The organism is Blautia sp. AM47-4, assembly GCF_003479865.1.
In the GTDB taxonomy this organism is placed as follows: Bacteria; Bacillota; Clostridia; order Lachnospirales; family Lachnospiraceae; genus Fusicatenibacter; species Fusicatenibacter saccharivorans.
In genome coordinates this window covers 171,464-194,219 of sequence record NZ_QUHY01000005.1, presented here as the reverse complement: position 1 = coordinate 194,219, position 22,756 = coordinate 171,464, and the positions used below count along the sequence as shown (strand labels likewise).

Below are 22,756 nucleotides of genomic sequence, written 5' to 3'. Positions count from 1 at the left end.
CTGTTACCCCGACCGTAACCCCCAACTGAGACTCCGACGGTTACACCTACAACAGCACCAACCACAACCCCGACGACTGCTCCTACCACAATACCTACGACGCAGCCGACGAAGACCCCGACAAGCACCCCGAAAGCAACATCTACTCCGCTTGCAAGTAATAAAGTATCCAATACCTCTACTTCCAAGAAGAGCGATAATGCAAAGACCGGTGATGCTACCAACATCTGGGGATGGGTAAGCATGGCAGTTGCATCTCTTGGCGCTGGCGGACTTGGATTCAAACTCCGCGGCAGAAAGAAAAAAGACGACGAAGAGTAATTCAGAACGAAATGACTGAGAAATTCTTCTGACATAAGAAATCACAGAAACCTCTGTTCCAGCTTTTCTGGCGGAGGTTTCTGCCGTTTCGAGGAGTAAAAAAAGTGATTCTTTTTTTGTAAAAACAAAAAATTAAGTGTTCACACAACTCCCAATTCATGCGATAATAATACTGTATTTTTTGCACATGCAGCATAATGGAGGTGACTTAGAAAACATGACAGCAAAACTGTTGGAAAAACATATTACCGATACGATTCGGGAATGGCAGGTGAAGATCGGCTATGAGGGCGGTACGATGAAGCTCTACTACCCGGCGGAGTCCCTGCGCCGTTCCCTCTCTTTAGACGAAACAGAAGACCTGGATGCGGCACTTGCCGCGTTCTGTAAGGAAGTACAGCCGCGTTTTGGAACACTTGCGATTTCAGCGGTCAAGGACCGCTACTGCATGGAAATCCCGGAGGAGGGATGTTCTTATATCGAGCGGAAAATTCCTGTTCCGGAGCTCCTGCAGAACCTTCTGCAGGTGATCACAACGCCTGGAAACACAATGGAACAGGTTCGAAACTGCTTTTCTTCCTATGCAGAGAAAATGCATACTACCGTGGAAGAAAACGCATCCGAGGAGCATGAGATGGGCCATGTATTTTCTTTTTCAGACCCGTCTGTAGATGAATACTGTTACTGTGTCGAAGAAAATGAATTCGGCCTGACGTATCACCGTTTTTCACGGGAAGATTACGAGGCTTTATAAATAAAAGGAGGATATACATCATGGAATTTACAAAACTGCTGGAAGAAAGAAGAAGCATCCGCGCGTTTGATCCGGAGAAACACGTAACGGCAGAGCAGATCCAGGAGATCGTACAGGCAGCGATTCAGGCACCATCCTGGAAAAACTCACAGACAACACGGTACTATGCCCTGGTAACACCGGAGAAAGTCGAAGAATTTTCCGCAAAATGCCTTCCAGAATTCAATCAGAAGAGTTCAAAGGGAGCCGCACTTGTCGTAACAGCATTCGTAAAAGACCGCTCCGGATTTACACAGGACGGCACACCAGACAACGAAGTTGGAAACGGCTGGGGCTATTACGATCTCGGCCTGCACGACGAAAACCTGATCCTGCGCGCAAGAGAACTTGGCCTTGATACTCTGATTATGGGAATCCGTGATGAGAAAGCTATCCGTGAAGCCCTCTCCATTCCGGAGAATGAGCTCCTTGGTGCTGTCATTGCTGTCGGCTACCGTGCCATCAACCCGGACAAGCCGAAACGTAAAACCGTGGACGATATCTTAAAACTGTTCTAAATCCGGCGCATCCGTGTGAAGACGTGCGCGGTACTTTCCAGGTGGGAATCCAAAGAACCGGGAAAACTGCTTGCTGAACGCATAGACATCGCCATATCCGACAAGACCGGCAATTTCCTTCATCGGTACGCCGCCCTCGAGAAGAATACAGGCCTGCTCCATTTTCTTCCTAGTGCGGTACCGTGCAGGAGAGACGCCGGTCTGTTTTTTAAATACTTTTCGAAACGTCTCATAACCGATCTGGAGTGACCGGGCAAGCTCTTCGAGAGAAATTTCTTCATCAAGATTCTGCGAGAGCATATCGCAGGCGGCCTCGATCGGATCCCGCTGCAGATTCACCCGGTGCGCATGGTAGCCGTACATTCGCAGAATCTCTTTTTCCATCTCCGGAATCCGCAAAGGCAGCAGACTGTCCGGTGTGGCCTTTAACGACTGCAGAAGCTTCTGATACCGCTCGAGATCGCCGGGAAGCAGCTCTGCCTTTAGCACCGGCTCCCGGTTCAGAACCGAAAGCGAGCAGAAAGAATCAAAAAACGGTTTCCCAATCGAGATAAAAAATTCCAGCCATTTCCCATCGGGGTCTACGCGTGTGGAATGCGGCACACCCGGCAGACGCTGGACCAGGCTTCCCGCCTGCAGCGGATAGGAGGTGCCGTCCTCGGCAATATATTCCCCGCTCCCGCGCAGCAGCACGAAACAGCTGTAATACTCGTTCGAAAAATGATACTGCGAGCGGTCCGCCGTCTCTTTCCGCATAAAACCGCACGCCAGAATCCCGTTCTTCATTTCATTTCCAATACAGCGATAGATAACATCGCTCTTTTCTATTTTTGCAAGCAGATATTCCGGTATCATACGACTTCTCCTTTGCTTTCCCATTTTGGATAAAAGAAACACCAGATCAACTATTTCTCATCCACGTGCAGTGTTTTATACTGAATCATAAGATAACTGCATGAATCTTCTGAAAATCCACAGATGTATTATATCACAGGAAAGCAAAAAAGGAACACCAATCTGGATAAAAAGAAGAGAGACAGTCGGAAAATGCGAAAGCAAAGGCAAGGAGGGTTTCAAGAACATGAGACAGACAAGAGACTGGGAAAATCAGTATATAACGCAGAAAAATCGTTATCCGATGCATACGCCATACGGTGCGTATGAGACGGTAGAGCAGGCGCTCGCCGGAAATCGGAACGCGTCCCGCTTTGTAATGGATCTGAACGGAGACTGGAAATTCAAAATGTATCCGTCACCGGAAGCGGTGGAAGCATTTTATGAAGAGAATTTCGATCACGCAGCATGGGATGCGATTCCGGTGCCGTCCAACTGGGAACTGCAGGGATATGGAAAGCCGGTTTACACCAATATGCTGTATCCGTTCAAACGGGAGGCAAACGGCGAAGCATTTGAGATCGAGATTACCGAAGGCACCTACGAGCTGAATGCGCCGTACGTACCGGAGAAAAATCTGACTGGCTGCTATTTCAGAACCTTTGAGGTTCCAACAGACTATATCGGCCGACAGCTTCTCATCGATTTCGGCGGTGTGGAGTCCTGCTTCTATCTCTGGGTCAACGGAAAACAGGTGGGGTATTCCCAGGACAGCAAAGTGAACGCGGAATTTGACATCACTGAATATGTGCAGGAGGGAACGAACACCCTCGCCGTACAGGTAATGCGCTACTGTGACGGTACTTACCTGGAAGATCAGGATTACTGGCATCTGTCCGGTATCTACCGCGATGTCCGCCTCGTATCGAAACCGGTGCAGCACATCCTGGACTATAAGGCAGAGACACTGTTCACACACCCGGATTACACGAAAGCTACCCTCTCTGTCACGATCTGGCCGGACAACTCCAAACCGCTGTACGGCGAGTATCATGCCAAAGTGACGCTGTATGATGCAGAACAGAACAAAGTAACCGAGATGGATTCGAGACCGTTTGCTGAGTGCGGCTTCTATCTGATGCCGAAATTCATCGCAACCGTTACTGCTCCGGTAGAGAACCCGGCACTCTGGACTGCAGAGACTCCGACACTTTACACCCTCGTTGTCGAGCTACAGAACAAAGAGAATGAGACGGTTGATATCGAGAGCTGCAAGGTCGGCTTCCGTCAGGTGGAAATCAACAGCCGCGGTGTTCTGACCCTGAATGGCAAACGCCTTGTGATCCGAGGTGTTGACCGCCACGATTTTTGCGCCGAGACGGGACGTACCGTTTCTGAGGAGCAGATGCGAAAAGAAATTGCTGTGATGAAACGCCTGAATTTCAACGCTGTTCGTACCAGCCATTATCCGAATTCCGTGAAATGGTATGATCTGTGTGACGAGCTTGGCATTTACCTTGTCGATGAGACAAATCTTGAGACGCACGGTTACGGCGGACAGCTCAGTGCATCCGCTGAGTGGACAGCCGCTTATCTGGAGCGTGCAACCCGTATGGTACTGCGTGATAAAAACCATCCTTCCATCGTCTTGTGGTCCCTTGGAAATGAATCCGGTGCCGGGGCGAATCATGCCGCGATGCACGGCTGGATCCGCGAATACGACAAGACAAGATACGTTCAGTATGAGTCCGGCAACCCAAAGAGTAATATTTCCGACGTTATCTGCCCAATGTATCCGACGATGAGCTGGCTTGAGGATGTGATGGCAGACGATTCCGATCTCCGCCCGTTCATCATGTGCGAATATGCGTATGCAAAGAGCAACAGCAACGGAAATTTCAAGGAATTTTGGGACTATGTCAACAAATACCCGCGTTTTCAGGGTGGATTTATCTGGGATTTTGCAGATAAGGCGATTGCGATTCAAAAAGAAGACGGAAGTATCAAATACGGCTACGGAGGAGCGTTCGATGAGGACGTGACCGATCCGGTTCCGGATATGTGTCTGAACGGTGTTGTTTTTGCCGACCTTTCCTATAAACCGGGCGCATATGAGGTGAGAAACGGGCAGTCCCCGGTAACGATTGAACAGGTGAAAAATCCATATACAGGCGAAACAGTATGGGTTCTGGCAAATCGCTATCATACGCTTGATCTTTCGCATCTGAAGGTGCGTTATGAAATTGTGCAGAACGGCGAAATGCTTGCCAAAGGCAGCTATCCGGCATTTTACACGGCACCCGGAACAACAGAGACGCTTCCGCTTCCGGAGCTTCCGGCGAAACTGCATGGCGAGGCCTATGTAAATTATTACGTTGAGCTTGCCCAAGATGCCTTCTATGCACCGGCGGGAACAGAACTATACCGCCGTCAGATTCCGGTTACTTCAGGTGTTTATCTGGCAGATGAGAAATGATTGTCGGGAAACCACTGACCGTATCGGAGGATGAAAATCATGTTCGCATCACCGGCGAAGAGACCGAAATTATCTTTGATAAAAAGACAGGAGAATTTACCAGATATCAGGCAAAGAGCGTTTCTTTTATGACCGGAGGAAAAGATGAGTTTTACCGTGCTCCAACCGGTATTGATGAAGGAACCCACGAGAGTGATTACGATGATATCTGGCGCGCGGAAGGTCTGGATCGTCTGAAAAAGGAAGTACAGTCAGTATCGGCTGTCAGTGCCGAAAATCAGGTGCTTCTTGAAGTGCAGGCTTCCTATACCGCTGAGCCGGACAACGCAGTACTCTTTACCGCTCATACTCTGTATCGCATCGGCAGTGAGGGAATGGAGCTGAAAAACGAAGTAACAAACAACAGCGGCCTTGAGACCATCGCAAGAGTCGGACAGTCGTTCTGCCTTCCTGCAGCGTTTGATACGCTCACCTGGTATGGAAAAGGACCCTGGGAGACGTATGCAGACCGAAAGGATGCAGCTTTTACCGGATTTTACACATCTTCTGTAGCAGAACAGCACGTTCCGTTTGTAGTACCATGCGAATGTGGTGGCCATGAGGACACGCGGTTTGCCATTCTTTCGGATGGAACACATACCGTTCAGATTGTAGGCAGTGATGATTTCCATTTCAGTGCGCTTCCATATTCTATGGCAGAATATCGAAAAGCCGCATATGAGGAAGAACTTCCGGAGCATACGACAGGAACCTGGCTGATTCTGGATGCAGCACACGCAGGCCTTGGCGGAGATACCGGCTGGACGAAAAATATTCACCCAGAATATCGTGTATGCAAGGGAAGATACAGCTATACGTTCCGTTTCCATTTCGCATAAAAGAAAGAAATCGGCCAACTGTTTATTTTTCGGAAGGCAGACGGCCGATTTTATTTGCTCATTCGCAGCCATCATGAAAAATTTTGCTTCGCAAAAGGAGAACTGCACACGCCTGAAGCACTTTTTTGCGCACCGGAGCAGCAATCATTTTGCCTGTTTTATTTAGTAGCGTTAATAATAAATGCTTGACAATTTATAAGGAGTGGTGTAGGGTAAAGGTGTCAAAGGAATTTCACCGGATCGGGTGTAATTCCGTTCACTATCCTATACGAAAAGAAGAGGTATTCATGATGAAAGAATTAAAGCCAATCAAAGAGGGTAAGGTACGCGAGATTTATGATAACGGCGACAGCCTGATCATGGTAGCAACCGACCGTATTAGCTGTTTTGATGTCATTCTGAACAATGTAGTAACAAAAAAAGGTACCGTTCTGACCCAGATGTCCAAATTCTGGTTCGATCTGACAGAAGACATCCTTCCGAATCATATGATCTCTGTAGACGTAAAAGACATGCCGGAATTTTTCCAGCAGGAGAAATTTGACGGAAACAGCATGATGTGCCGTAAGCTGGAAATGCTTCCTATCGAGTGCATTGTCCGCGGCTACATTACCGGAAGCGGCTGGGCAAGCTATCAGAAAACAGGAAAAGTATGTGGCATCGAGCTTCCGGAAGGATTAAAGGAATCTGACAAGCTTCCTGAGCCAATCTACACTCCGTCCACAAAGGCTGAAATCGGAGATCATGACGAAAATATCTCTTATGAGCAGAGCATCGCCCATCTGGAAAAATACTTCCCGGGAAAAGGAGCCGAGTATGCAGAGAAGCTTCGCGACTACACCATCGCTCTGTATAAAAAATGTGCCGATTATGCTTTAAGCAAAGGCATTATCATTGCAGACACAAAATTTGAGTTTGGTCTTGATGAAAACGGAAATATCGTAATCGGCGACGAGATGCTGACTCCGGACAGCTCCCGCTTCTGGCCTGCAGATGGTTATGAACCAGGCCATGGTCAGCCATCTTTTGACAAACAGTTCGCGCGCGACTGGCTCAAAGCCAACGATGGAAACCACGACTGGACTCTGCCGCAGGAAATCGTAGACAAGACGATCGAGAAATATCTTCAGGCATATGAGATGCTGACAGGAAAACCGCTGGCATAAAGAACATCATAGTGTTAAAAAGCTACAGGAGGCAGGTTCTGCCTCCTGTTTTTGCATATTTTGTGATAAGATCAGATGATAATCTGATACTCAAATGCGTGAAACATGTGATATAATGGGAAGAAAGACAGGATGCGAAGGAGGAAACACGATATGAAAATTGCTGCTGCAATTGAAAAAATGACAGATTTTTATAAGGGAAATATTCATGATATTTATCATTTTCTGAAGGTATGGGCCTTTGCAAAGAACATCGGCGAGGCGGAAGGACTGGATCCAAAAATACAGGAAACGCTGGAGATGGCAGCTGTTGTCCATGATATTGCCTGCCCGCTGTGTCGGGAAAAATACGGAAATACCAGCGGAAAGCATCAGGAAGAGGAAAGTGCGCCGCTCGTTGCAGAATTTTTCAAAGATGTACCGGCAGGAGAACTGGATGTCGAACGCATCACATGGCTGGTTACGCATCATCATACCTATACAAATGTAGATGGAATGGATTACCAGATCCTGCTGGAAGCCGATTTTCTGGTCAATGCCGGCGAGAGCGAATATTCAAAACAGGCGATTGAAAATTTCTGCAGAAAAGTATTTCGGACGGAAGCGGGAACGCATCTGTTGAAGAGTATGTTTCTGGAGAAGGAATAAGGTCATGAAGTGTGACATCCTCCCCCACCTCTACAGGTGGTGGAGGATGTCACTTTTACAGCAGGACAGCCGGGGTCATTTAACCTTTATGGCGGTCAACCGGGAGATCCCGAAGTATCTGGATGCTACCTTATGGAACAGGGGATTTGTGGATACAAACGGCAAATACTATGAGCTTTGGAATGCGCAGGCACAGTATTATACGGAGTAAAATTTTGGCAATCTGTCGGCAGAAGCCATTCACAGAGAGATTGACGGTACACTGAAACGGCTGGGAACAGAGTATCTGGATCTGTATATCATTCACCGTTTTGACTACGAAACTCCGATTGAGGAAACAATGGAAGCCCTGAATGTATGACCGCACTGGCATGGCAATGGGCGAAGGGAGTCAGCTCCCCGATTATCGGTGCGACCAAGGCGGCAATTGTTTCGTAAAAAACTATGGCATGTAAAACGCCGTCAGACTTGTTGTAGTCTGACGGCGTTTTGCGTTAGGAAGCTCTTTGAAGAAACATCTATATTATTTCGTTTCCTGTCCCGCTTTCTTCCGGAACAGTTCTTTTCCACAGCTGATGACAATGATGACACCAAGAACCATCAGCAGAATGGCGATGATGAGCTGCAGTCCCTCAACGAGGAAGACAGCGGTTCCTGCTCCATACGCTTTTACAAGTGCAATGACACGCTCTACCAGTGCGGTAAAGGTGACACAGAGCATGATGATGAGCGGCGGGAACAGGGTTCTGTTTTCACGGCCGGTGACTTTCAGGAAGACACAGAGCGTGATCAGAACGAGTGCACTCAGCATCTGGTTTGCACTTCCGAACAGCGGCCAGATATTGGCATATCCGATCTGGGTCAGGATGTAGCCGCAGAGCAGAGTAACAATGGTAGAGAAATATTTATTGCAGAGCAGCTTTCTCCATCCGGCAGCATGTTCCATATCATCGACAGTGAACAGTTCCTGGAAGGACATACGGCCGATTCGTGCAACGGAGTCAAGACTGGTAAGTGCCAGCGCCGATACACACATCGTCATGAAGCACTGTGCTCCGTATACCGGGATGCCGAACATTTCCAGAAATCCGGCAACACCGGAAGAAAAGATCGCAAATGGCGTTCCGACAGCAGCCGTACCGTCTGCAGAAGCAGCAGCACCGGCAACGCAGAGGGCGAGGACGGCAAGCAGGCTCTCCAGAACCATAGCTCCGTATCCGACTTTCTGCATATCTTTTTCATTCGCAATGGTTTTCGAAGAGGTTCCAGACGATACCAGGCTGTGGAATCCGGAAACAGCACCACAGGCAACGGTGACAAACAGGATCGGGAACAGATCTCCGGATGCCGCATTGTGGAAACCGGTGTACATTGGAAGATTCATTTTCGGGTGTGCAACAACAAGTCCGACAACAGCGCCAAGGATCATGCCGGCAAACATAAAGGTTGTCATAAAGTCACGCGGCTGCATCAGAAGCCACATCGGAAGGACAGCGGCAAGAAAGATGTAGGCAAATACCAGATAAGTCCAGGTTGCTTTGCTTGTTACAAGCGGTACATTCATGCCGATTGCAAAAGCTGCAACGGTGCATGCAAGGCCGAGTACCATTTCTTTCCAGCCTTTCCACTGCAGTTTTTTCTGGAGCAGTCCGAAGACAACAGCAAAAGCGATAAACAGCAGGGAGATGCTTCCGGCAGCGCCGTTTACAGTTGCCTGGGCAGAAAGCTTTGTGACGCCGTCAACCGTTTCGTAAGCATTAAATGTTCCGGCAACCATATCTGCAAAGGCGGCGATAACGATCAGTGTAAAGAGCCAGCAGAAGAGAAGAAACAGTTTTTTTCCTGTTTTGCCGATGTATTTCTCAATGAGAAGTCCCATGGATTTTCCTTCGTTTTTGACACTCGCATACAGCGCACCGAAATCGGTAACAGCACCAAAGAAGATACCGCCGATCAGGATCCATAAAAGGACGGGAACCCATCCAAAGACAGCGGCCTGAATGGCACCGGTGACAGGGCCTGCACCTGCGATTGAAGAAAACTGATGGGCGAATACGGTCCATCCATCGGTAGGGACGTAATCCTGACCGTCATTTTTTGCAACGGCAGGTGTTTTTGCTTTGGGATCGATGCCCCATTTCTTTGCCAGCCAGCTTCCGTAGAAGGTATAACCTGCTATCAGACATACGGCGGCGATCAGTACAATAACCAACGTGTTCATAATAAAATTCCTCCTCGTTCAAAAATGATATTTCCAGTTTACATGGATTTCAAATGGAAAAAGAAAAGGGAAAAGGCAATTGTGTTGGTATGCTTGGAAACAAAAAAAGCTTCGTCTCCCTGACTTATGCAAGAAGACGAAGCTTTCAAAAAACGCTCCGCGTTACCACTTCTAATTATCGGCTGTTTCTTTTGGTCGATCACTCAGACAAGATCCCCGAAACCATTTGATACACTTTCCGGTGAATCTCTTCTCTGCTAACGGTGAGAGGCCGGTCCGGACTACTTTCCATTTCTGGTTTCGTCTGTACAGCTCACAGGGGATTGTTCTTTGGGATACCTGCCATCTCGCACCAGCCGATGGTTCTCTGTAAAGGCTCACCCGAAAAATGTTGTCCTGCTCATTGCTTTTTTCTGATCCCTTTTTTCTTTTGAACACTTTGCATTATAGTCTCATTTTTCGGTTTGTCAAGCAATTTTTTTAAAAATATCATGTTTTTTCCCTGAAAATAGTAAAAATTTATTTCTTGACACAGAAAACCAGAATTTTTATAATAGAAGAAAAAGCGCAGAACCAGAAGGCTTCTGCGGAAAGGTGGTATTTTTGTATGGGGTATTATGACAAAGAACGTGTAAGGGGATTTTTGCACAATCAGGACGGTATTATGGCGAATGATTTCGGATGTTTCTTCTGACGGAAGAGTTTATGAGAAGATACAAAGACCGCTGGATCATCGGCGCATATGACTGTATCAACGAGCCGATCTCCATGACGCCGCGCCGCGAGGAGCTGACACCGAAGCTGGTCTATTTCTACGAGGAAATTGTGCAGACAAAGAGGTTAAGGTACAGGCAGCTATTCAGGGAGAGACTCTTTTTGAAGGGGTAATGCCTCCTGCCGGTGAGAAAGTAACTTCGGATGTTCATCCATATTTTGCATATGAAACAGCACCGAACACACTCGAACGGTTCACACTCGGTACCGTTACAGGAGAAGGCATTCTGAAAATAGAGGTTCTGGACGGATGTGCACGGTTCGGACAGATTGTGATTCGGAAAAGTGAAAAATAGCAGAACATAACGTTTCTTTATGAGAAATAAATAACAGATCTATCTGCCCGCAGGAATCAAAAAAATCCGACGGGCAGATTTTTTGATTTTTTTCAGTTTTCCATTGACAATTGCATCACTGGTGCTATAATAAAAACAAACATATGAATAAATGTTCATATGAACAGTGAAAATGAAAAAGGAGATCAAAAGCGATGAAGAAAACGTATAAGATCGATGTTGACTGCGCAAACTGTGCAAACAAAATGGAAGAGGCTGCAAAAAACACAGCAGGTGTAAAGGATGCTACCGTAAACTTTATGATGCTCAAAATGATCGTTGAGTTCGAAGACGGACAGGATCCAAAGAGCGTTATGCAGGATGTTCTGAAAAACTGCAAAAAAGTTGAGGATGACTGCGAGATCTTCCTCTAAAATAAAAAACTTTCATCGGCGGATGGAAGAAAAAGCTGGAGCAGAATAGATTCTAAAACCTGTCTGCGGTTCAGCTCGAGAAAAATCCAGTATTTTCTCTCTGGAGCAGCGGATTTGGATCTGTAAATCTCTGGGATGAAATGCTGGATTTTTTCATCCGGCGGTAAGAACAAAGGAGGCATATGTATGAATAAGAAACAGAAAAAGGTTCTCATCCGCGTCATCGTTGCATCGGTTCTTCTGATTCTCTGCGCGGTACTGCCGACAACCGGCTATGTGCGATTTGCAACCTTTATGGTTCCTTATCTGGTCATCGGATACGATATCCTGAAAAAGGCCTGGAAGGGAATCCTGAACAAACAGGTATTTGATGAAAACTTTCTGATGGCTGTTGCAACGGTCGGTGCCATTCTGCTTGGCGAGTATCCGGAGGGCGTAGCGTTATGCTGTTTTACCAGATCGGCGAACTGTTCCAGAGCTATGCTGTCGGAAAGAGCCGCCGGAACATCAGCGAACTGATGGATATCCGCCCGGATTATGCAAATATCGAGGTAGACGGAAAACTCGAGCAGGTTGATCCGGATGAAGTTGAGGTTGGCACAATCATCGTTGTACAGCCTGGTGAAAAGATTCCGATCGATGGTGTGATCGAAGAAGGAAACACCACACTGAATACCAGTGCCCTGACCGGAGAGAGTGTTCCGCGTGACGCCCGGGAGGGAGACGAAGTCATCAGCGGATGTATCAATATGTCCGGTCTGATTAAAGTAAAAACAACGAAAGAGTTTGGAGAGTCCACCGTATCCAAAATTCTGGACCTTGTGGAAAACTCCAGCTCCAAGAAATCAAGATCCGAGAACTTTATTTCCAAATTTGCGAAATACTATACACCGGCAGTCTGCTACGGTGCGCTGGCGCTGGCAATCCTGCCGCCGCTGGTACGGATGCTGTTTTTAAGTGCCGCTCCTGAGTGGAGCGTATGGATTTACCGTGCGCTGACCTTCCTGGTTATCAGCTGCCCTTGTGCACTGGTCATCAGTATTCCGCTCAGCTTCTTCGCCGGTATCGGCGGCGCAAGCCATGAAGGTGTCCTGGTGAAAGGTTCCAACTATCTGGAAACACTTTCCCAGACCAAATACGTTGTATTCGATAAAACCGGTACCATGACACAGGGTGTCTTTGAAGTAGCCGGTATTCACCACAATACGATCAGTCAGGAAGATGTTCTGGAATACGCAGCACTTGCTGAGTGTGCTTCGAGCCATCCGATCAGCAAGAGTCTGCAGAGAGCATATGGAAAACTGATCGACCGAAGCCGTGTCACGGACATCGAAGAGATCAGCGGAAACGGTGTAACAGCAAAGGTAGACGGTAAAAATGTCGCTGCCGGAAATGCAAAACTGATGGAACGCCTTGGCGTTGATTATATCGACTGCCACAGCGTCGGCACCATCGTCCATGTTGCTGTAGACGGCAAGTATGCCGGACATATCCTGATCTGTGATATGATCAAACCGCATGCGAAAGAGGCGATTCAGGCGCTGCGGAAATCCGGTATTAAAAAGACGATTATGCTGACCGGAGACTCCAGGCGGATAGCCGATCAGGTAGCTGCAGATCTTGGAATTGATGAAGTTTACAGCGAACTGCTTCCTGGTGACAAAGTAAGTAAAGTGGAAGAGCTGCTTGCTGCAAAGACAGAAAAAGAAAAACTTGCCTTCGTAGGTGACGGCATCAACGATGCACCGGTACTGTCCCGTGCCGATATCGGTATTGCGATGGGAGCACTCGGTTCCGACGCAGCAATTGAAGCAGCTGATATCGTTCTGATGGACGACGATCCGCTCAAGATTTCCAAAGCAATTCACATTTCCAGAAAATGTATTCACATTGTTTATGAGAATATTTATTTTGCAATTGGTATCAAAGTATTGTTCCTGCTTCTGGGAGCCATCGGTATCGCTAACATGTGGATGGCAATTTTCGCAGATGTCGGAGTTATGATTCTGGCGGTTCTGAATGCAATTCGTGCTCTGTTTGTGAAAAATCTATAGAAAGACGAGGACACAAAATGGCAAAAATCAATCCGGAAGAAGCTGATCTGTGCTGTGACTCCTGTGAGGTTCATGAAAATCTGGTAAAGATTGTCAATGAGACCATGCCGGATGAAACAGAGCTTTACGATCTGGCAGAGCTTTTCAAGGTATTTGGTGATTCCACGCGGATCCAGATCCTGTTTGTCCTGTTTGAGGCAGAGGTATGCGTCTGCGACCTGGCAGAAGCACTGCACATGACACAGTCCGCAATTTCCCACCAGCTTCGCATTCTGAAGCAGAATAAGCTGGTAAAGAGCAGACGAGAAGGAAAATCGGTGTTCTACTCTCTTGCAGATGGTCATGTACGGACAATCATCGCACAGGGACAGGAGCATATTGAAGAGGATTAAAAAAAGCATAAGATAGCAGAAACGTCCCGCAGATGAGAAATTTCATTTGCGGGACGTTTCTGCTTTTCACATTCATTCTTTATTTGGTAAACCATGCTTCCCGAACATGTTGTTTTAGAAGGTTCCGTGCATTTTGGAAGCTGTTTTTTTACTTTGTTTACATAACCGAATTATGTAAAGTATTTCTTGAATTTCATGATTTATACTCCTCGGAGTAATACGGAATGCAGAGATACATACCGTCCGTGATCTGGTTGGAACTCAGGTGATTAATCTCACGGACCTCAGCAATGTAACTGGAAATATCGGAGTATTCTTCTGTACGGTATTCTTTGGCGATGTCCCACAGTGTATCGCCGGAAGAAACGCGGATACTGGTGTAGTATTTGTAGGTTGGAGCTTTCGGCTCACTGTCTGCCTGCGTATTCTGCGGCGTGAAGTGGAAGATTAAAAGAAATGTGACGGCAACCAGAGACAGGAGAGCGGCGGCTGCGCGGATCTGCAGTTTTCTTCTCTGGATTTTTCGTCTTTCTCTCAGTGATTTTCTTTTCTTTGCATTGGTACTCATGTAAAATTCCCCCTTGATTTGTGATAGAAGAGTAGTTGTGCTATGTGAACATTTGTTCTTTCGAATATATGTTCATTATAATAAAAGAACGTATGTTTGTCAATACGAAATACGAACAAATTTTCGAAACTTTTGTTTGCGTTCCGGTGGGATTTATGGTAAAATTTATTTGGTATATTTTAAGCAAATATCGTATAGAAAGAGGGGACTACCCTAATTCATATAAAAAACGAAACGACAGGAGGAACATACGATGGCTGGAGACAAAAATAAACTGACAGAGAAACAGAGACAGATTCTCGAATATTTAAAACAGGAAATTTTGCAGAGAGGATTCCCGCCGTCTGTGCGTGAGATCTGCGAAGCGGTTTCCCTTCGTTCTACATCCTCGGTACATGCACATCTGGAAACACTGGAGCGGAAAGGCTATATCAAACGAGATGCAACAAAACCGAGAGCCATTGAAATCTGCGATGAAGGATTCCATACCGGCCGCCTTGGTGCAATCCAGGGAATTGCATCGGAAGACACCGCATCCCAGAGTGAGGTTGCACAGATTCCGCTGATCGGCAAAGTAGCTGCCGGAGAACCGATTCTTGCGGTAGAGAATATTGAAGGATATTTCCCTATGCCGGTAGACCGTCTGCCAAACGCAGAAACGTTCCTTTTAAAGGTACAGGGCGAAAGCATGGTAAATGCAGGTATTTTAGACGGTGACCTTGTTCTTGTGGAACAACAGGCAACTGCGGAAAATGGAGAAAAAATTGTCGCTCTGGTCAATGATTCCGCTACAGTAAAAACATTCTACAAGGAAGACGGTTATTTCCGCCTGCAGCCGGAAAACGATGAGATGGATCCGATCCTTGTGAATGATCTGCAGATCGTAGGAAAGGTAATCGGAGTATTAAGATTTTTATCCTGAAAAATAAAAGAAGAAAATAAAAAATGTTGTGAAAAAACGAACAAGAAATCGGCCTGTAAAATTCGGCGGTTTCAGAGGAAAAACCGGTGATTTCTGAAAGTAACTCTCCAACTATTCGAAAAACCTGCGTTTCCCGAATAGTTATATAGAAGAAATACTTCTTTTATTTTCCCGGTTTTTCTGTTTAGAAAGGCTCATTTGCAGTTATGAAATCAAAAATTACGTATCACGAACAAACCGATATGGAAAATACACTGAAGCTCCGCGAGGTTCTGAAGACGCTTCCCTCTTTTACTTCCGAATTTTTCCGCGGCATCAGCACAACGACATCGACCAGCACACGAATCAAATATGCATATGACCTTCGGATCTTTTTTCAGTATCTGCAGAAAGAAAATCCGGAACTTGCCAAAATTCCCATGGATCAGATGTCCGTTGATGTGCTTGACCAGGTCACTGCACTTGATCTTGAGGAATACACAGAATATTTAAAGGCTTATATCGGTTCCCAGGAATCTTATACCACCAACGGGGAAAAAGGCCTGAAACGAAAATTGTCGGCACTTCGGACGTTCTATTCCTATTATTTCAAAAAGGAACTGATTGAGACAAATCCTACGCTGCTTATCGATATGCCGAAGCTCCACGAAAAAGAAATTATCCGTCTGGAGCCAAATGAGGTTGCGGAGCTTCTCGATTTTATTGAATCCTGCGGCGACGGGCTGAGCAATCATCAGCGGGCCTACTATGAAAAAACAAAGGAACGTGATTTTGCAATCATTACTCTTCTGCTTGGCACGGGAATCCGTGTGTCGGAATGTGTCGGGTTAGATATTGAGGATGTCGATTTTAAAAACAATGGCATCAAAGTGCTTCGAAAAGGTGGAAATGAAATGTTTGTCTACTTTGGAGATGAAGTTGCCGAGGCACTGAAAAAGTATATCGAAGTCCGCGCAGGTATTACACCTGTGGCAGGACACGAACACGCACTCTTCTATTCGGCGCAGAGAAAACGGATCAACGTCAAGACGGTGGAAAATCTGGTGAAGAAATATGCGTCCCAGGTGACGACAACGAAGAAAATTACGCCGCATAAACTGCGTAGTACGTACGGTACGACGCTGTATCAGGAAACAGGCGATATTTATCTTGTTGCAGATGTTCTCGGCCATAAGGATGTCAATACGACGAAGAAACATTATGCTGCCATGGACGATGCAAGGCGCCGTCAGGCTGCCACAGCGGTACGGCTGCGGGAGTCCATGCCGGAGCATGAGGAATAAAAACATATCAGAAACCAAAAGAGGAATCAACAGGGATTATATCCCATTCGTTGATTCCTCTTTTTTATGGAGACGACTTCTCTCCTGCTTTTTTTTAAGTTACTCCGCCTTAATTGCCCAGCGCATTTTCGTTGAACTTGCACGGCTGTTGCGGATGCATTCTTCTTTGGAAGGACGAATGACTTCTTTTGAATATTCGGAATAAATACCGATCTGATACAGTCCCTTCATGGACTTTTTCACAAGCCGGTCTTCGCCGGAATGGAACGTCAGAATTGCCGCTCTGCCGCCCGGAGCAAGAGCATCCGGAAGTTTTTCCATGAATGCTTCCAGAACCTCATATTCGTTGTTTACATCGATCCGCAGTGCCTGGAAGGTGCGGGCGCAGGATTTTTTGATGGCTTCTTTTTTCTCGTCTTTCGGAAGAAAATCCAGTGCTTCAGCGATCAGATCACGCAGTGCAAACGTAGTGTCAATTTTCTTTCCTTTCCGAAGTGCCCGCGTAACAACCTGGGAAATTTCTTTTGCATACGGTTCATCGGCATTTTCAATGAGCATGCCTTCCAGTTCATCGCGTGCAACCGTGCGCAGACGCTCGGCCGCGGAAATTCCTGCCTCCGGATTCAGGCGAAGATCCAGCGGTCCATCATATTTGTAGGAAAAGCCGCGCTCCGGATTATCAATCTGCATGGAGGAAACACCAAGATCCGCCAGAATGAAGTCAAAGGGGCCGTATTTGGCAGCAACCTGATCAATATTGGCAAAATTCTGATGAAGAATCGTTAAAATCTCAGGGCCGTACCCCTGCGCGGCCAGTCGTTCTTTTGTTTTTGCCATCTCGATCGGATCGACATCCAGCGCACAGAGATGCCCTTTTCCCTGCAGGCATGCAAGCATACGGGAGCTGTGGCCGCCGTATCCGAGTGTTGCATCAAGTCCGTTCTGTCCCGGCTCGATCTTGAGAAAATCGAGGATTTCATCTACGAGAATCGGGATATGCATGCCGGCCGGTGTGCTTCCCTTTTGGATCACATGCTCAATGGTCCCCTGATATTTCTCCGGATTCAGTTCTTTGTATTTCTCATTGTAATTCCGCGGATGTGTGCCTTTGTAGCGGACGCGGCGTTTGTGTTCTTTCTGTTCTTCCATAAAATGTTCTCCTTATACTTCAAATATATTTAATCGAACATGTGCGTTCGAATATTTTCCAGATCAATTGGTTCTCCTGTCATCGGCTGCAGAAAGTGCAGTTTCCAGGCATGGAGCGCGGCACGGGTACCGCCGTCGCGGACTCCGTAGAGCGGATCTCCGAAAAGTGGATGTCCAATAGATGCCATGTGAAGACGGATCTGATGCGTGCGGCCGGTTTCCAGACGGCAGCACACGACGGCCCAGAAAGGATCCTGAAGGACAGCCTCGTAGTGTGTAGTAGCCCACAGGCCGTTCCCTTCTTTACAGATACGCATTTTAGTGATACGTTTCCCAGACGGATCGAAAGAATCAGGGTCATCTCCTGGAATTTGCTCCATGGAAAGACGAATGGTTTCTTTTTGCGTTTCTTCGGAAAAGGGATGGTGTACCAGAGCCAGGTATTCTTTTTTCAGCGCGCCGCTCTCCCGCTGCCGGGACAGTCTGGCAGCAGCCAGCTGATTCTTTGCAAATAGTACCAGACCCGATGTATCTTTGTCAAGACGGCCGATGCAGCGGAGTTCAGAAGGCGCTGTCGGTGTTTTTAACAGGGATGCGGCAGCATGTGTCAGGGAATCGGAATAATGGCCGTGGGAAGCGTGGCAGACCATACCGGATGGCTTGTCTGCGACACAGAGATCACTGTCCTCATAGAGAATCCGTACGCCGGCAGAATCACCTGATACCGGCAGAACCTGATCTTCGGAAAGGTGGGGACACTTCTGCGCATATCGAAAAGTGATCGTATCTCCAGTCTGGACAACTGCATTTGTGCGGCAGGAAACACCGTTTTTCTGAATTCCATCCGGAATATATTTGGCATGGCGGATTTCACGTGGTGTCAGGTGCAGAAAACGTTTTAGAATTGTTTCCACCGACAGTCCCCCCTGTTCCGGAAGGACAAAGTGACACAGCTGCTGATAGTCAAATTGCGGCATAAAAGATTTTCTCCTCTTCACAAGTTCACATAATCATTTTATGTAAACTATATAAATACAAACAATTCAGTACGATGATGGTACACTATCTCTAGACAAAAACAGGTTTCACAGATCTCGCAAACCACGTTCTGTTTTACCGATTCGGCAAACAAAAAAATTTTATTTACAGATCCTCTAAGATCACCGTAAACGGCCCATCATTCACCAGTGATACTTCCATCTCAGCCCCGAACACTCCCGTTTCGACAACAGGAACCTGTTCCCGTGCTTTCGCGACCATATATTCATACAGTTCTTCTGCTCTGTGCGGCTCGCCTGCTTCCGTGAAGCTTGGACGGTTTCCTTTTTTACAGTTGGCATACAGGGTAAACTGTGAAACCATCAGAAGCTGTCCATCCACATCTGCCAGGGACTTGTTCGTCTTTCCATTTTCATCTTCAAAAATACGCAGTCCCAGCAGTTTTTTCATATACTTGTCTGCTGTTGCTTCATCGTCCCCCTGGCCGACACCGATCAGAACCAGAAAACCTTTCTGAATCGATCCAACAACCTTCTCTTCCACCGAAACACTTGCTCTTTTTACACGTTGTATAACAATTCTCATCTTTAAAATCCTTTCATAAAATGACCCTCCTCTTATTTTTAAGAGGAGGGTCGTTTCTCCTATGTTCTGTTTTGATCAGATGCTGAAAATCTTGCGGATTCCCGCTTCTTTAACTTCAATTGCCTGTTTGATCATATCTACGGTTCCATCGATACCGAATACACTGCTGTTCAGGCACAGGTCGTAGCTGTCTACCTCGCCCCAGCGTTTGCTGGTGTAGTAATTGTAGTAGCTTGCACGCTGTTTGTCGATCTTTGTGATCTTGTCTTTTGCTTTTGCATCAGAAAGATCATACAGCTTTGCGATACGGCGGATGCGATCCTGCATATCTGCTTTAATAAAGATGCTCAGCACGTTCGGATTTTCCTCCAGTGCATAATCTGCACAGCGGCCTACGATGACACACGGACCGTCCTGCGAAATCTTCTTGATGGCATCAAACTGCGCCAGAAATACCTTCTGGTTCAGCGGCATATCCATCATGGTAGATCCATAGCCGAAGGAGTAACTGTCCATAACCAGAGAGTATAAAAAGCTGTTGGTTGGTTTTTCATCGTGGTTTTCGAACAATTCCTGGCATAATCCGCTGTCCTTTGCTGCTCTCTCCAGCAGCTCTTTGTCATAGTACTTGATTCCCAGGCCATCCGCTAAAATCTTACCAATGGAATGTCCGGCGCTTCCGTACTGACGTCCAATCGTTATGATAGTTTTCATATAATCCGCTCCTTTCCATTCCGTCACAATAATCTGCTTTCACAGATGTAGTAACTCGCGTTTTTTCGTTACATCTAGTATACTACAGAATTCACAGAAAGTACAGAACATTTTGATAAAACTTATACAAATTAACTATATACTTTTTGAAATATCATTCTTTTTAAGCAGTTTCAGACATTTTTTCGAAACTGCAGCAACAGATTGGAAAAATATTCCGGAAGCGGCGCCTCAAACTCCATATAGGCACCGGTCCGTGGATGGATAAATCCAAGTACCATCGCATGCAGCGTCTGTCCCTGCAGGTTTTTCACCGGGCATTTCTTCGGGCCATAAACCGCATCGCCAAGCAGCGGATGCCCGATACTTGCCATATGGACACGAATCTGATGCGTCCGGCCGGTTTCCAGCTGGCATTCAATATACGTATAATTTCCAAAGCGTTCCAGCACACGGTAATGTGTGACCGCCGGTTTTCCGTTCCGTTCATTAATCGCCATCTTTTTCCGGTCTGTCGGATGGCGGCCGATTGCACCGCGCACGGTTCCCTCGTCCTCTTTCAGATTCCCATGGACAATTGCCCGGTACTTTCGGGTAATGGAATGTACAGAGAGCTGTTCTGCGAGGCTCTGGTGGGCGAAATCGCTCTTACAGATAACCAGGGCACCCGTTGTGTCCATATCGATTCTGTGGACGATTCCGGGGCGCAGAACGCCGTTGATGCCGGAGAGATTTCCGCGGCAGTGATACAGAACCGCATTGACCAGTGTTCCGCTGCTGTGGCCTGCCGCCGGATGTACGACCATCCCCTTTGGCTTATTGACGACCAGAAGATCATCATCCTCGTACAGAATATCAAGCGGAATGTTTTCTGGCTCCACGTTCAGTTCTTCCGGTTCCGGCAGAAGCACCAGAACGGCATCACCGGCGGCAACCTTGCTGCTTGCTTTCTGCGTTTTTCCGTTGATCGAAACCTTTCCGTCTTTTAAAAGCTTCTGCAGAAAAGAACGGGAACAGTCCGAAAAAGATGCGGCCAGGCACTGATCAATCCGTTTTCCGTCAAAATCCGGTGTAACTTCCAAAATCCGTTCTTCTTCAGCCATCGGACTCCTCCTTTTTGGCGTTTTTATGCAGAAATGCGAAGTCTTCGTCCTTGTAGTACAACAGATACAGCAGTAAAAAGACAGCGACCGATACGGTGACATAAATATCAGCTACGTTAAAAACCGGAAAGTTGATCAGCGAAACGTAGATGAAATCAACGACATAGTGATTCAGAAAACGATCGTAAAAATTTCCGACCGCACCAGCCGTCAGAACAGTCAGCACGGCAAAAAGCGGTAAAAAGCGGCGTGTCTTTGGAAGCTTGTAAAAGACAATCACCATGACGATCAGAAACAATACCGTCATCATAGCAAACAGCCAGTACTGATCCTGCAGAAGTCCGAATGCCATACCGCGGTTTTCCAGATAAAACAGCTCCAAAACCCCTGGAATGAGCTCGATCGACGGCTGGTCCTTCAGATACTGCACTGCCAGTGATTTTGTATACTGATCTGCTGCAAGCAGAAGGACAATCGCTGCCGCGCAAACCAGATAAACGGCCAGCGGAGAAAGTTTTTTACTCTTCATCGATCAGATCTCCATTAATAGAATTGATAGCTTCCAGCATTTCTTCATCTGTAACCGTGCGGTCCACCACAGCATGGCCGACAGACTCCAGAAGGATGAATTTGATCGTACCCTGTTCCATTTTCTTGTCCGATTTTGTTGCAGCCAGAATATCTTCCGATTTCAGGCCGTCCACGGTGATTGGCAGATAGAAACCGACGTTCATATCACGAATCTCGTAAAACTCTTCATCGGAGAGATAACTTCTCTTGTAGGAAATATAGGCAGCAGCAACGGTTCCAAGTGCAACGCACTGGCCATGGAGCAGTTCGAAGTTTTTGAGCTTTTCAATGGCATGACCGATCGTATGGCCAAGATTTAAAACGGCACGCTCTCCCTGTTCTGTTGGGTCATTTTCTACAACCTGGCGTTTGATATCGCAGCATTTCTGGATCATTTTCGTTAATACCGGCTCAATCCGCTCTTCGATCTCAGACATGTGATTGATGGTCCAGATGTAGAATTTTTCATCGCGGATCAGACCTGTTTTCAGGACTTCTCCCATACCGCAGGCAAACTGTTCGCCGTTCAGGGATTTTAAGGTTGCCATATTCATATAGACAAGACGTGGATGATGGAATGCACCGACCATATTTTTGTACTGGTCGAAATCGACGCCCGTTTTTCCTCCAACGCTGGAATCTACCTGTGCAAGCAGTGTCGTCGGAAGCTGGATGAAATCAATGCCGCGCAGATACGTTGCCGCCGCATAGCCGGTCAGATCCCCAACGACACCGCCGCCGAGTGCGAATAAAATGTCTTTTCTCTCAAAGTGGTTTTCAATCAGATGCGTGTACAGATCTTTGACGGTATCCAGATTTTTGCTTGCTTCACCAGCTGGGAAAACAAATGCGGTTACGGTCTCAAACAGCGGGGACAGTACATTTTTTACCTCTTCCAGATACAGTTCTGAAACCGTGCTGTCTGTGACAATGCAGGCCTTTTTTGCAGGGAGTTTTAAGTTCTCCACACAGCCGGCGAGGCGTTCGTAGCTGCCGTCCCAGACAATTTCATAAGAAAATTCAGTAGATGTGCCTTCTCTTTTAACGGTAAGTGTTTTCATAAATTATGCCTCCTGTAT

At 46.9% G+C, this 22,756-nt stretch carries 24 protein-coding genes and 2 pseudogenes; 15 read left to right on the top strand and 11 right to left on the bottom strand.

From position 1 onward, the window contains the following. Positions 1–245 (bottom strand): hypothetical protein (locus tag DW965_RS19440; RefSeq protein WP_207666213.1); only part of this gene is annotated, 245 nt, incomplete at its 3' end. Positions 246–538: 293 nt separating this feature from the next. On the opposite strand from DW965_RS19440, the gene DW965_RS05335 reads away from it, so the two are divergent. Together DW965_RS05335 and DW965_RS05330 are read left to right on the top strand one after the other, a co-directional pair. Further along, positions 539–1,075, top strand: coding sequence for a DUF3877 family protein (locus tag DW965_RS05335; protein WP_158568558.1), 537 nt, complete (start codon positions 539–541; stop codon positions 1,073–1,075). A 20-nt stretch (positions 1,076–1,095) separates the two neighbouring features. Continuing rightward, the gene (locus DW965_RS05330) at positions 1,096–1,632 is read left to right on the top strand and encodes a nitroreductase family protein (protein WP_117508939.1); all 537 of its coding nucleotides are present in this window, start codon (positions 1,096–1,098) and stop codon (positions 1,630–1,632) included. Here the strand turns inward: DW965_RS05330 and DW965_RS05325 are convergent. After that, the gene (locus DW965_RS05325) at positions 1,618–2,487 is read right to left on the bottom strand and encodes a helix-turn-helix domain-containing protein (protein ID WP_158576321.1); all 870 of its coding nucleotides are present in this window, start codon (positions 2,485–2,487) and stop codon (positions 1,618–1,620) included. The genes DW965_RS05330 and DW965_RS05325 overlap by 15 nt on opposite strands. A 226-nt stretch (positions 2,488–2,713) precedes the next feature. Between DW965_RS05325 and DW965_RS05320 the strand changes: the two genes are divergently transcribed. From DW965_RS05320 to DW965_RS05300, 6 genes and pseudogenes are all read left to right on the top strand, one after another. Then, a complete protein-coding gene (locus tag DW965_RS05320; RefSeq protein ID WP_158582809.1) occupies positions 2,714–4,942 on the top strand; it encodes a glycoside hydrolase family 2 TIM barrel-domain containing protein in 2,229 nt (742 codons plus the stop codon). Continuing rightward, the gene (locus DW965_RS05315) at positions 4,939–5,820 is read left to right on the top strand and encodes a beta-galactosidase small subunit (protein ID WP_119198126.1); all 882 of its coding nucleotides are present in this window, start codon (positions 4,939–4,941) and stop codon (positions 5,818–5,820) included. Before DW965_RS05320 ends, DW965_RS05315 begins: the two co-directional genes overlap by 4 nt. A gap of 290 nt (positions 5,821–6,110) precedes the next feature. After that, positions 6,111–6,986, top strand: a complete 876-nt coding sequence (locus tag DW965_RS05310; protein WP_055217859.1) for a phosphoribosylaminoimidazolesuccinocarboxamide synthase — start codon at positions 6,111–6,113, stop codon at positions 6,984–6,986. 153 nt (positions 6,987–7,139) lie between these two features. After that, positions 7,140–7,634 (top strand): HD domain-containing protein, encoded by a 495-nt coding sequence (locus DW965_RS05305; protein ID WP_119198125.1) that lies wholly within the window; start codon positions 7,140–7,142, stop codon positions 7,632–7,634. A gap of 46 nt (positions 7,635–7,680) precedes the next feature. Next, the gene (locus DW965_RS19085; protein WP_022462877.1) at positions 7,681–7,845 is read left to right on the top strand and encodes a hypothetical protein; all 165 of its coding nucleotides are present in this window, start codon (positions 7,681–7,683) and stop codon (positions 7,843–7,845) included. Next, positions 7,846–7,989, top strand: a pseudogene (locus tag DW965_RS05300) (aldo/keto reductase); the annotation flags it as partial. Between the two features lie 168 nt (positions 7,990–8,157). On the opposite strand, the gene DW965_RS05295 reads toward DW965_RS05300, so the two are convergent. Next, positions 8,158–9,855 (bottom strand): carbon starvation CstA family protein, encoded by a 1,698-nt coding sequence (locus DW965_RS05295; protein ID WP_022462875.1) that lies wholly within the window; start codon positions 9,853–9,855, stop codon positions 8,158–8,160. A gap of 705 nt (positions 9,856–10,560) precedes the next feature. On the opposite strand from DW965_RS05295, the gene DW965_RS05290 reads away from it, so the two are divergent. From DW965_RS05290 to DW965_RS05265, 5 genes and pseudogenes are all read left to right on the top strand, one after another. After that, entirely contained in the window at positions 10,561–10,743 is a 183-nt protein-coding gene (locus DW965_RS05290) for a hypothetical protein (protein WP_147398107.1), read from the top strand. Next, the gene (locus tag DW965_RS05285) at positions 10,743–10,925 is read left to right on the top strand and encodes a hypothetical protein (RefSeq protein WP_055266077.1); all 183 of its coding nucleotides are present in this window, start codon (positions 10,743–10,745) and stop codon (positions 10,923–10,925) included. The genes DW965_RS05290 and DW965_RS05285 overlap by 1 nt, the downstream gene beginning before the upstream one ends. A 194-nt stretch (positions 10,926–11,119) precedes the next feature. Next, entirely contained in the window at positions 11,120–11,338 is a 219-nt protein-coding gene (locus DW965_RS05280) for a cation transporter (RefSeq protein WP_055266075.1), read from the top strand. Positions 11,339–11,524: 186 nt separating this feature from the next. Continuing rightward, positions 11,525–13,392, top strand: a pseudogene (locus tag DW965_RS05270) (heavy metal translocating P-type ATPase). Positions 13,393–13,409: 17 nt separating this feature from the next. After that, positions 13,410–13,784 (top strand): ArsR/SmtB family transcription factor, encoded by a 375-nt coding sequence (locus DW965_RS05265; RefSeq protein WP_055217845.1) that lies wholly within the window; start codon positions 13,410–13,412, stop codon positions 13,782–13,784. A 193-nt stretch (positions 13,785–13,977) separates the two neighbouring features. On the opposite strand, the gene DW965_RS05260 is transcribed toward DW965_RS05265, so the two are convergent. After that, entirely contained in the window at positions 13,978–14,352 is a 375-nt protein-coding gene (locus DW965_RS05260) for a LysM peptidoglycan-binding domain-containing protein (RefSeq protein WP_022462870.1), read from the bottom strand. A 253-nt stretch (positions 14,353–14,605) separates the two neighbouring features. Between DW965_RS05260 and lexA the strand changes: the two genes are divergently transcribed. Next, the gene (gene lexA, locus DW965_RS05255) at positions 14,606–15,274 is read left to right on the top strand and encodes a transcriptional repressor LexA (RefSeq protein ID WP_055217843.1); all 669 of its coding nucleotides are present in this window, start codon (positions 14,606–14,608) and stop codon (positions 15,272–15,274) included. 206 nt (positions 15,275–15,480) lie between these two features. Further along, a complete protein-coding gene (locus tag DW965_RS05250) occupies positions 15,481–16,557 on the top strand; it encodes a tyrosine-type recombinase/integrase (protein ID WP_022462868.1) in 1,077 nt (358 codons plus the stop codon). A gap of 99 nt (positions 16,558–16,656) precedes the next feature. Here DW965_RS05250 and rsmH read toward each other — a convergent pair whose 3' ends face one another. From rsmH to aroB, 7 genes are all read right to left on the bottom strand, one after another. After that, positions 16,657–17,706, bottom strand: a complete 1,050-nt coding sequence (rsmH, locus tag DW965_RS05245; protein ID WP_022462867.1) for a 16S rRNA (cytosine(1402)-N(4))-methyltransferase RsmH — start codon at positions 17,704–17,706, stop codon at positions 16,657–16,659. A gap of 29 nt (positions 17,707–17,735) precedes the next feature. Then, positions 17,736–18,683 carry an RluA family pseudouridine synthase gene (locus tag DW965_RS05240; protein ID WP_117761504.1) on the bottom strand — a complete coding sequence of 316 codons (948 nt, stop codon included), beginning with the start codon at positions 18,681–18,683 and terminating at the stop codon, positions 17,736–17,738. A gap of 166 nt (positions 18,684–18,849) precedes the next feature. Beyond that, a complete protein-coding gene (dtd, locus tag DW965_RS05235) occupies positions 18,850–19,290 on the bottom strand; it encodes a D-aminoacyl-tRNA deacylase (protein WP_022462865.1) in 441 nt (146 codons plus the stop codon). 75 nt (positions 19,291–19,365) lie between these two features. Further along, on the bottom strand, positions 19,366–20,004 hold the full coding sequence (locus DW965_RS05230; protein ID WP_118600972.1) for a cytidylate kinase-like family protein: 639 nt from the start codon (positions 20,002–20,004) through the stop codon (positions 19,366–19,368). Between the two features lie 173 nt (positions 20,005–20,177). Continuing rightward, positions 20,178–21,107: an RluA family pseudouridine synthase gene (locus DW965_RS05225; RefSeq protein WP_055228144.1), complete on the bottom strand. Its 930-nt coding sequence runs from the start codon at positions 21,105–21,107 to the stop codon at positions 20,178–20,180. After that, a complete protein-coding gene (gene lspA / locus DW965_RS05220) occupies positions 21,100–21,636 on the bottom strand; it encodes a signal peptidase II (protein WP_022462862.1) in 537 nt (178 codons plus the stop codon). Before lspA ends, DW965_RS05225 begins: the two co-directional genes overlap by 8 nt. Next, the gene (gene aroB / locus DW965_RS05215) at positions 21,626–22,738 is read right to left on the bottom strand and encodes a 3-dehydroquinate synthase (protein ID WP_055217839.1); all 1,113 of its coding nucleotides are present in this window, start codon (positions 22,736–22,738) and stop codon (positions 21,626–21,628) included. The genes lspA and aroB overlap by 11 nt, the downstream gene beginning before the upstream one ends. Positions 22,739–22,756: the final 18 nt, after the last annotated feature.

Coding starts and splice junctions, on each gene's coding strand:
- DW965_RS05265 (WP_055217845.1), top strand. CDS start 13,410: ATGGCAAAAATCAATCCGGAAGAAGCTGATCTGTGCTGTGACTCCTGT.
- DW965_RS05325 (WP_158576321.1), bottom strand. CDS start 2,487: ATGATACCGGAATATCTGCTTGCAAAAATAGAAAAGAGCGATGTTATC.
- DW965_RS05290 (WP_147398107.1), top strand. CDS start 10,561: ATGAGAAGATACAAAGACCGCTGGATCATCGGCGCATATGACTGTATC.
- DW965_RS05330 (WP_117508939.1), top strand. CDS start 1,096: ATGGAATTTACAAAACTGCTGGAAGAAAGAAGAAGCATCCGCGCGTTT.
- DW965_RS05305 (WP_119198125.1), top strand. CDS start 7,140: ATGAAAATTGCTGCTGCAATTGAAAAAATGACAGATTTTTATAAGGGA.
- DW965_RS05260 (WP_022462870.1), bottom strand. CDS start 14,352: ATGAGTACCAATGCAAAGAAAAGAAAATCACTGAGAGAAAGACGAAAA.
- DW965_RS05320 (WP_158582809.1), top strand. CDS start 2,714: ATGAGACAGACAAGAGACTGGGAAAATCAGTATATAACGCAGAAAAAT.
- DW965_RS05230 (WP_118600972.1), bottom strand. CDS start 20,004: ATGAAAACTATCATAACGATTGGACGTCAGTACGGAAGCGCCGGACAT.
- lexA (WP_055217843.1), top strand. CDS start 14,606: ATGGCTGGAGACAAAAATAAACTGACAGAGAAACAGAGACAGATTCTC.
- DW965_RS05335 (WP_158568558.1), top strand. CDS start 539: ATGACAGCAAAACTGTTGGAAAAACATATTACCGATACGATTCGGGAA.
- DW965_RS05280 (WP_055266075.1), top strand. CDS start 11,120: ATGAAGAAAACGTATAAGATCGATGTTGACTGCGCAAACTGTGCAAAC.
- DW965_RS19085 (WP_022462877.1), top strand. CDS start 7,681: ATGTCACTTTTACAGCAGGACAGCCGGGGTCATTTAACCTTTATGGCG.
- DW965_RS05250 (WP_022462868.1), top strand. CDS start 15,481: ATGAAATCAAAAATTACGTATCACGAACAAACCGATATGGAAAATACA.
- lspA (WP_022462862.1), bottom strand. CDS start 21,636: ATGAAGAGTAAAAAACTTTCTCCGCTGGCCGTTTATCTGGTTTGCGCG.
- DW965_RS05285 (WP_055266077.1), top strand. CDS start 10,743: ATGCCTCCTGCCGGTGAGAAAGTAACTTCGGATGTTCATCCATATTTT.
- DW965_RS05310 (WP_055217859.1), top strand. CDS start 6,111: ATGAAAGAATTAAAGCCAATCAAAGAGGGTAAGGTACGCGAGATTTAT.
- aroB (WP_055217839.1), bottom strand. CDS start 22,738: ATGAAAACACTTACCGTTAAAAGAGAAGGCACATCTACTGAATTTTCT.
- rsmH (WP_022462867.1), bottom strand. CDS start 17,706: ATGGAAGAACAGAAAGAACACAAACGCCGCGTCCGCTACAAAGGCACA.
- DW965_RS05295 (WP_022462875.1), bottom strand. CDS start 9,855: ATGAACACGTTGGTTATTGTACTGATCGCCGCCGTATGTCTGATAGCA.
- DW965_RS05225 (WP_055228144.1), bottom strand. CDS start 21,107: ATGGCTGAAGAAGAACGGATTTTGGAAGTTACACCGGATTTTGACGGA.
- dtd (WP_022462865.1), bottom strand. CDS start 19,290: ATGAGAATTGTTATACAACGTGTAAAAAGAGCAAGTGTTTCGGTGGAA.
- DW965_RS05315 (WP_119198126.1), top strand. CDS start 4,939: ATGATTGTCGGGAAACCACTGACCGTATCGGAGGATGAAAATCATGTT.
- DW965_RS05240 (WP_117761504.1), bottom strand. CDS start 18,683: ATGCCGCAATTTGACTATCAGCAGCTGTGTCACTTTGTCCTTCCGGAA.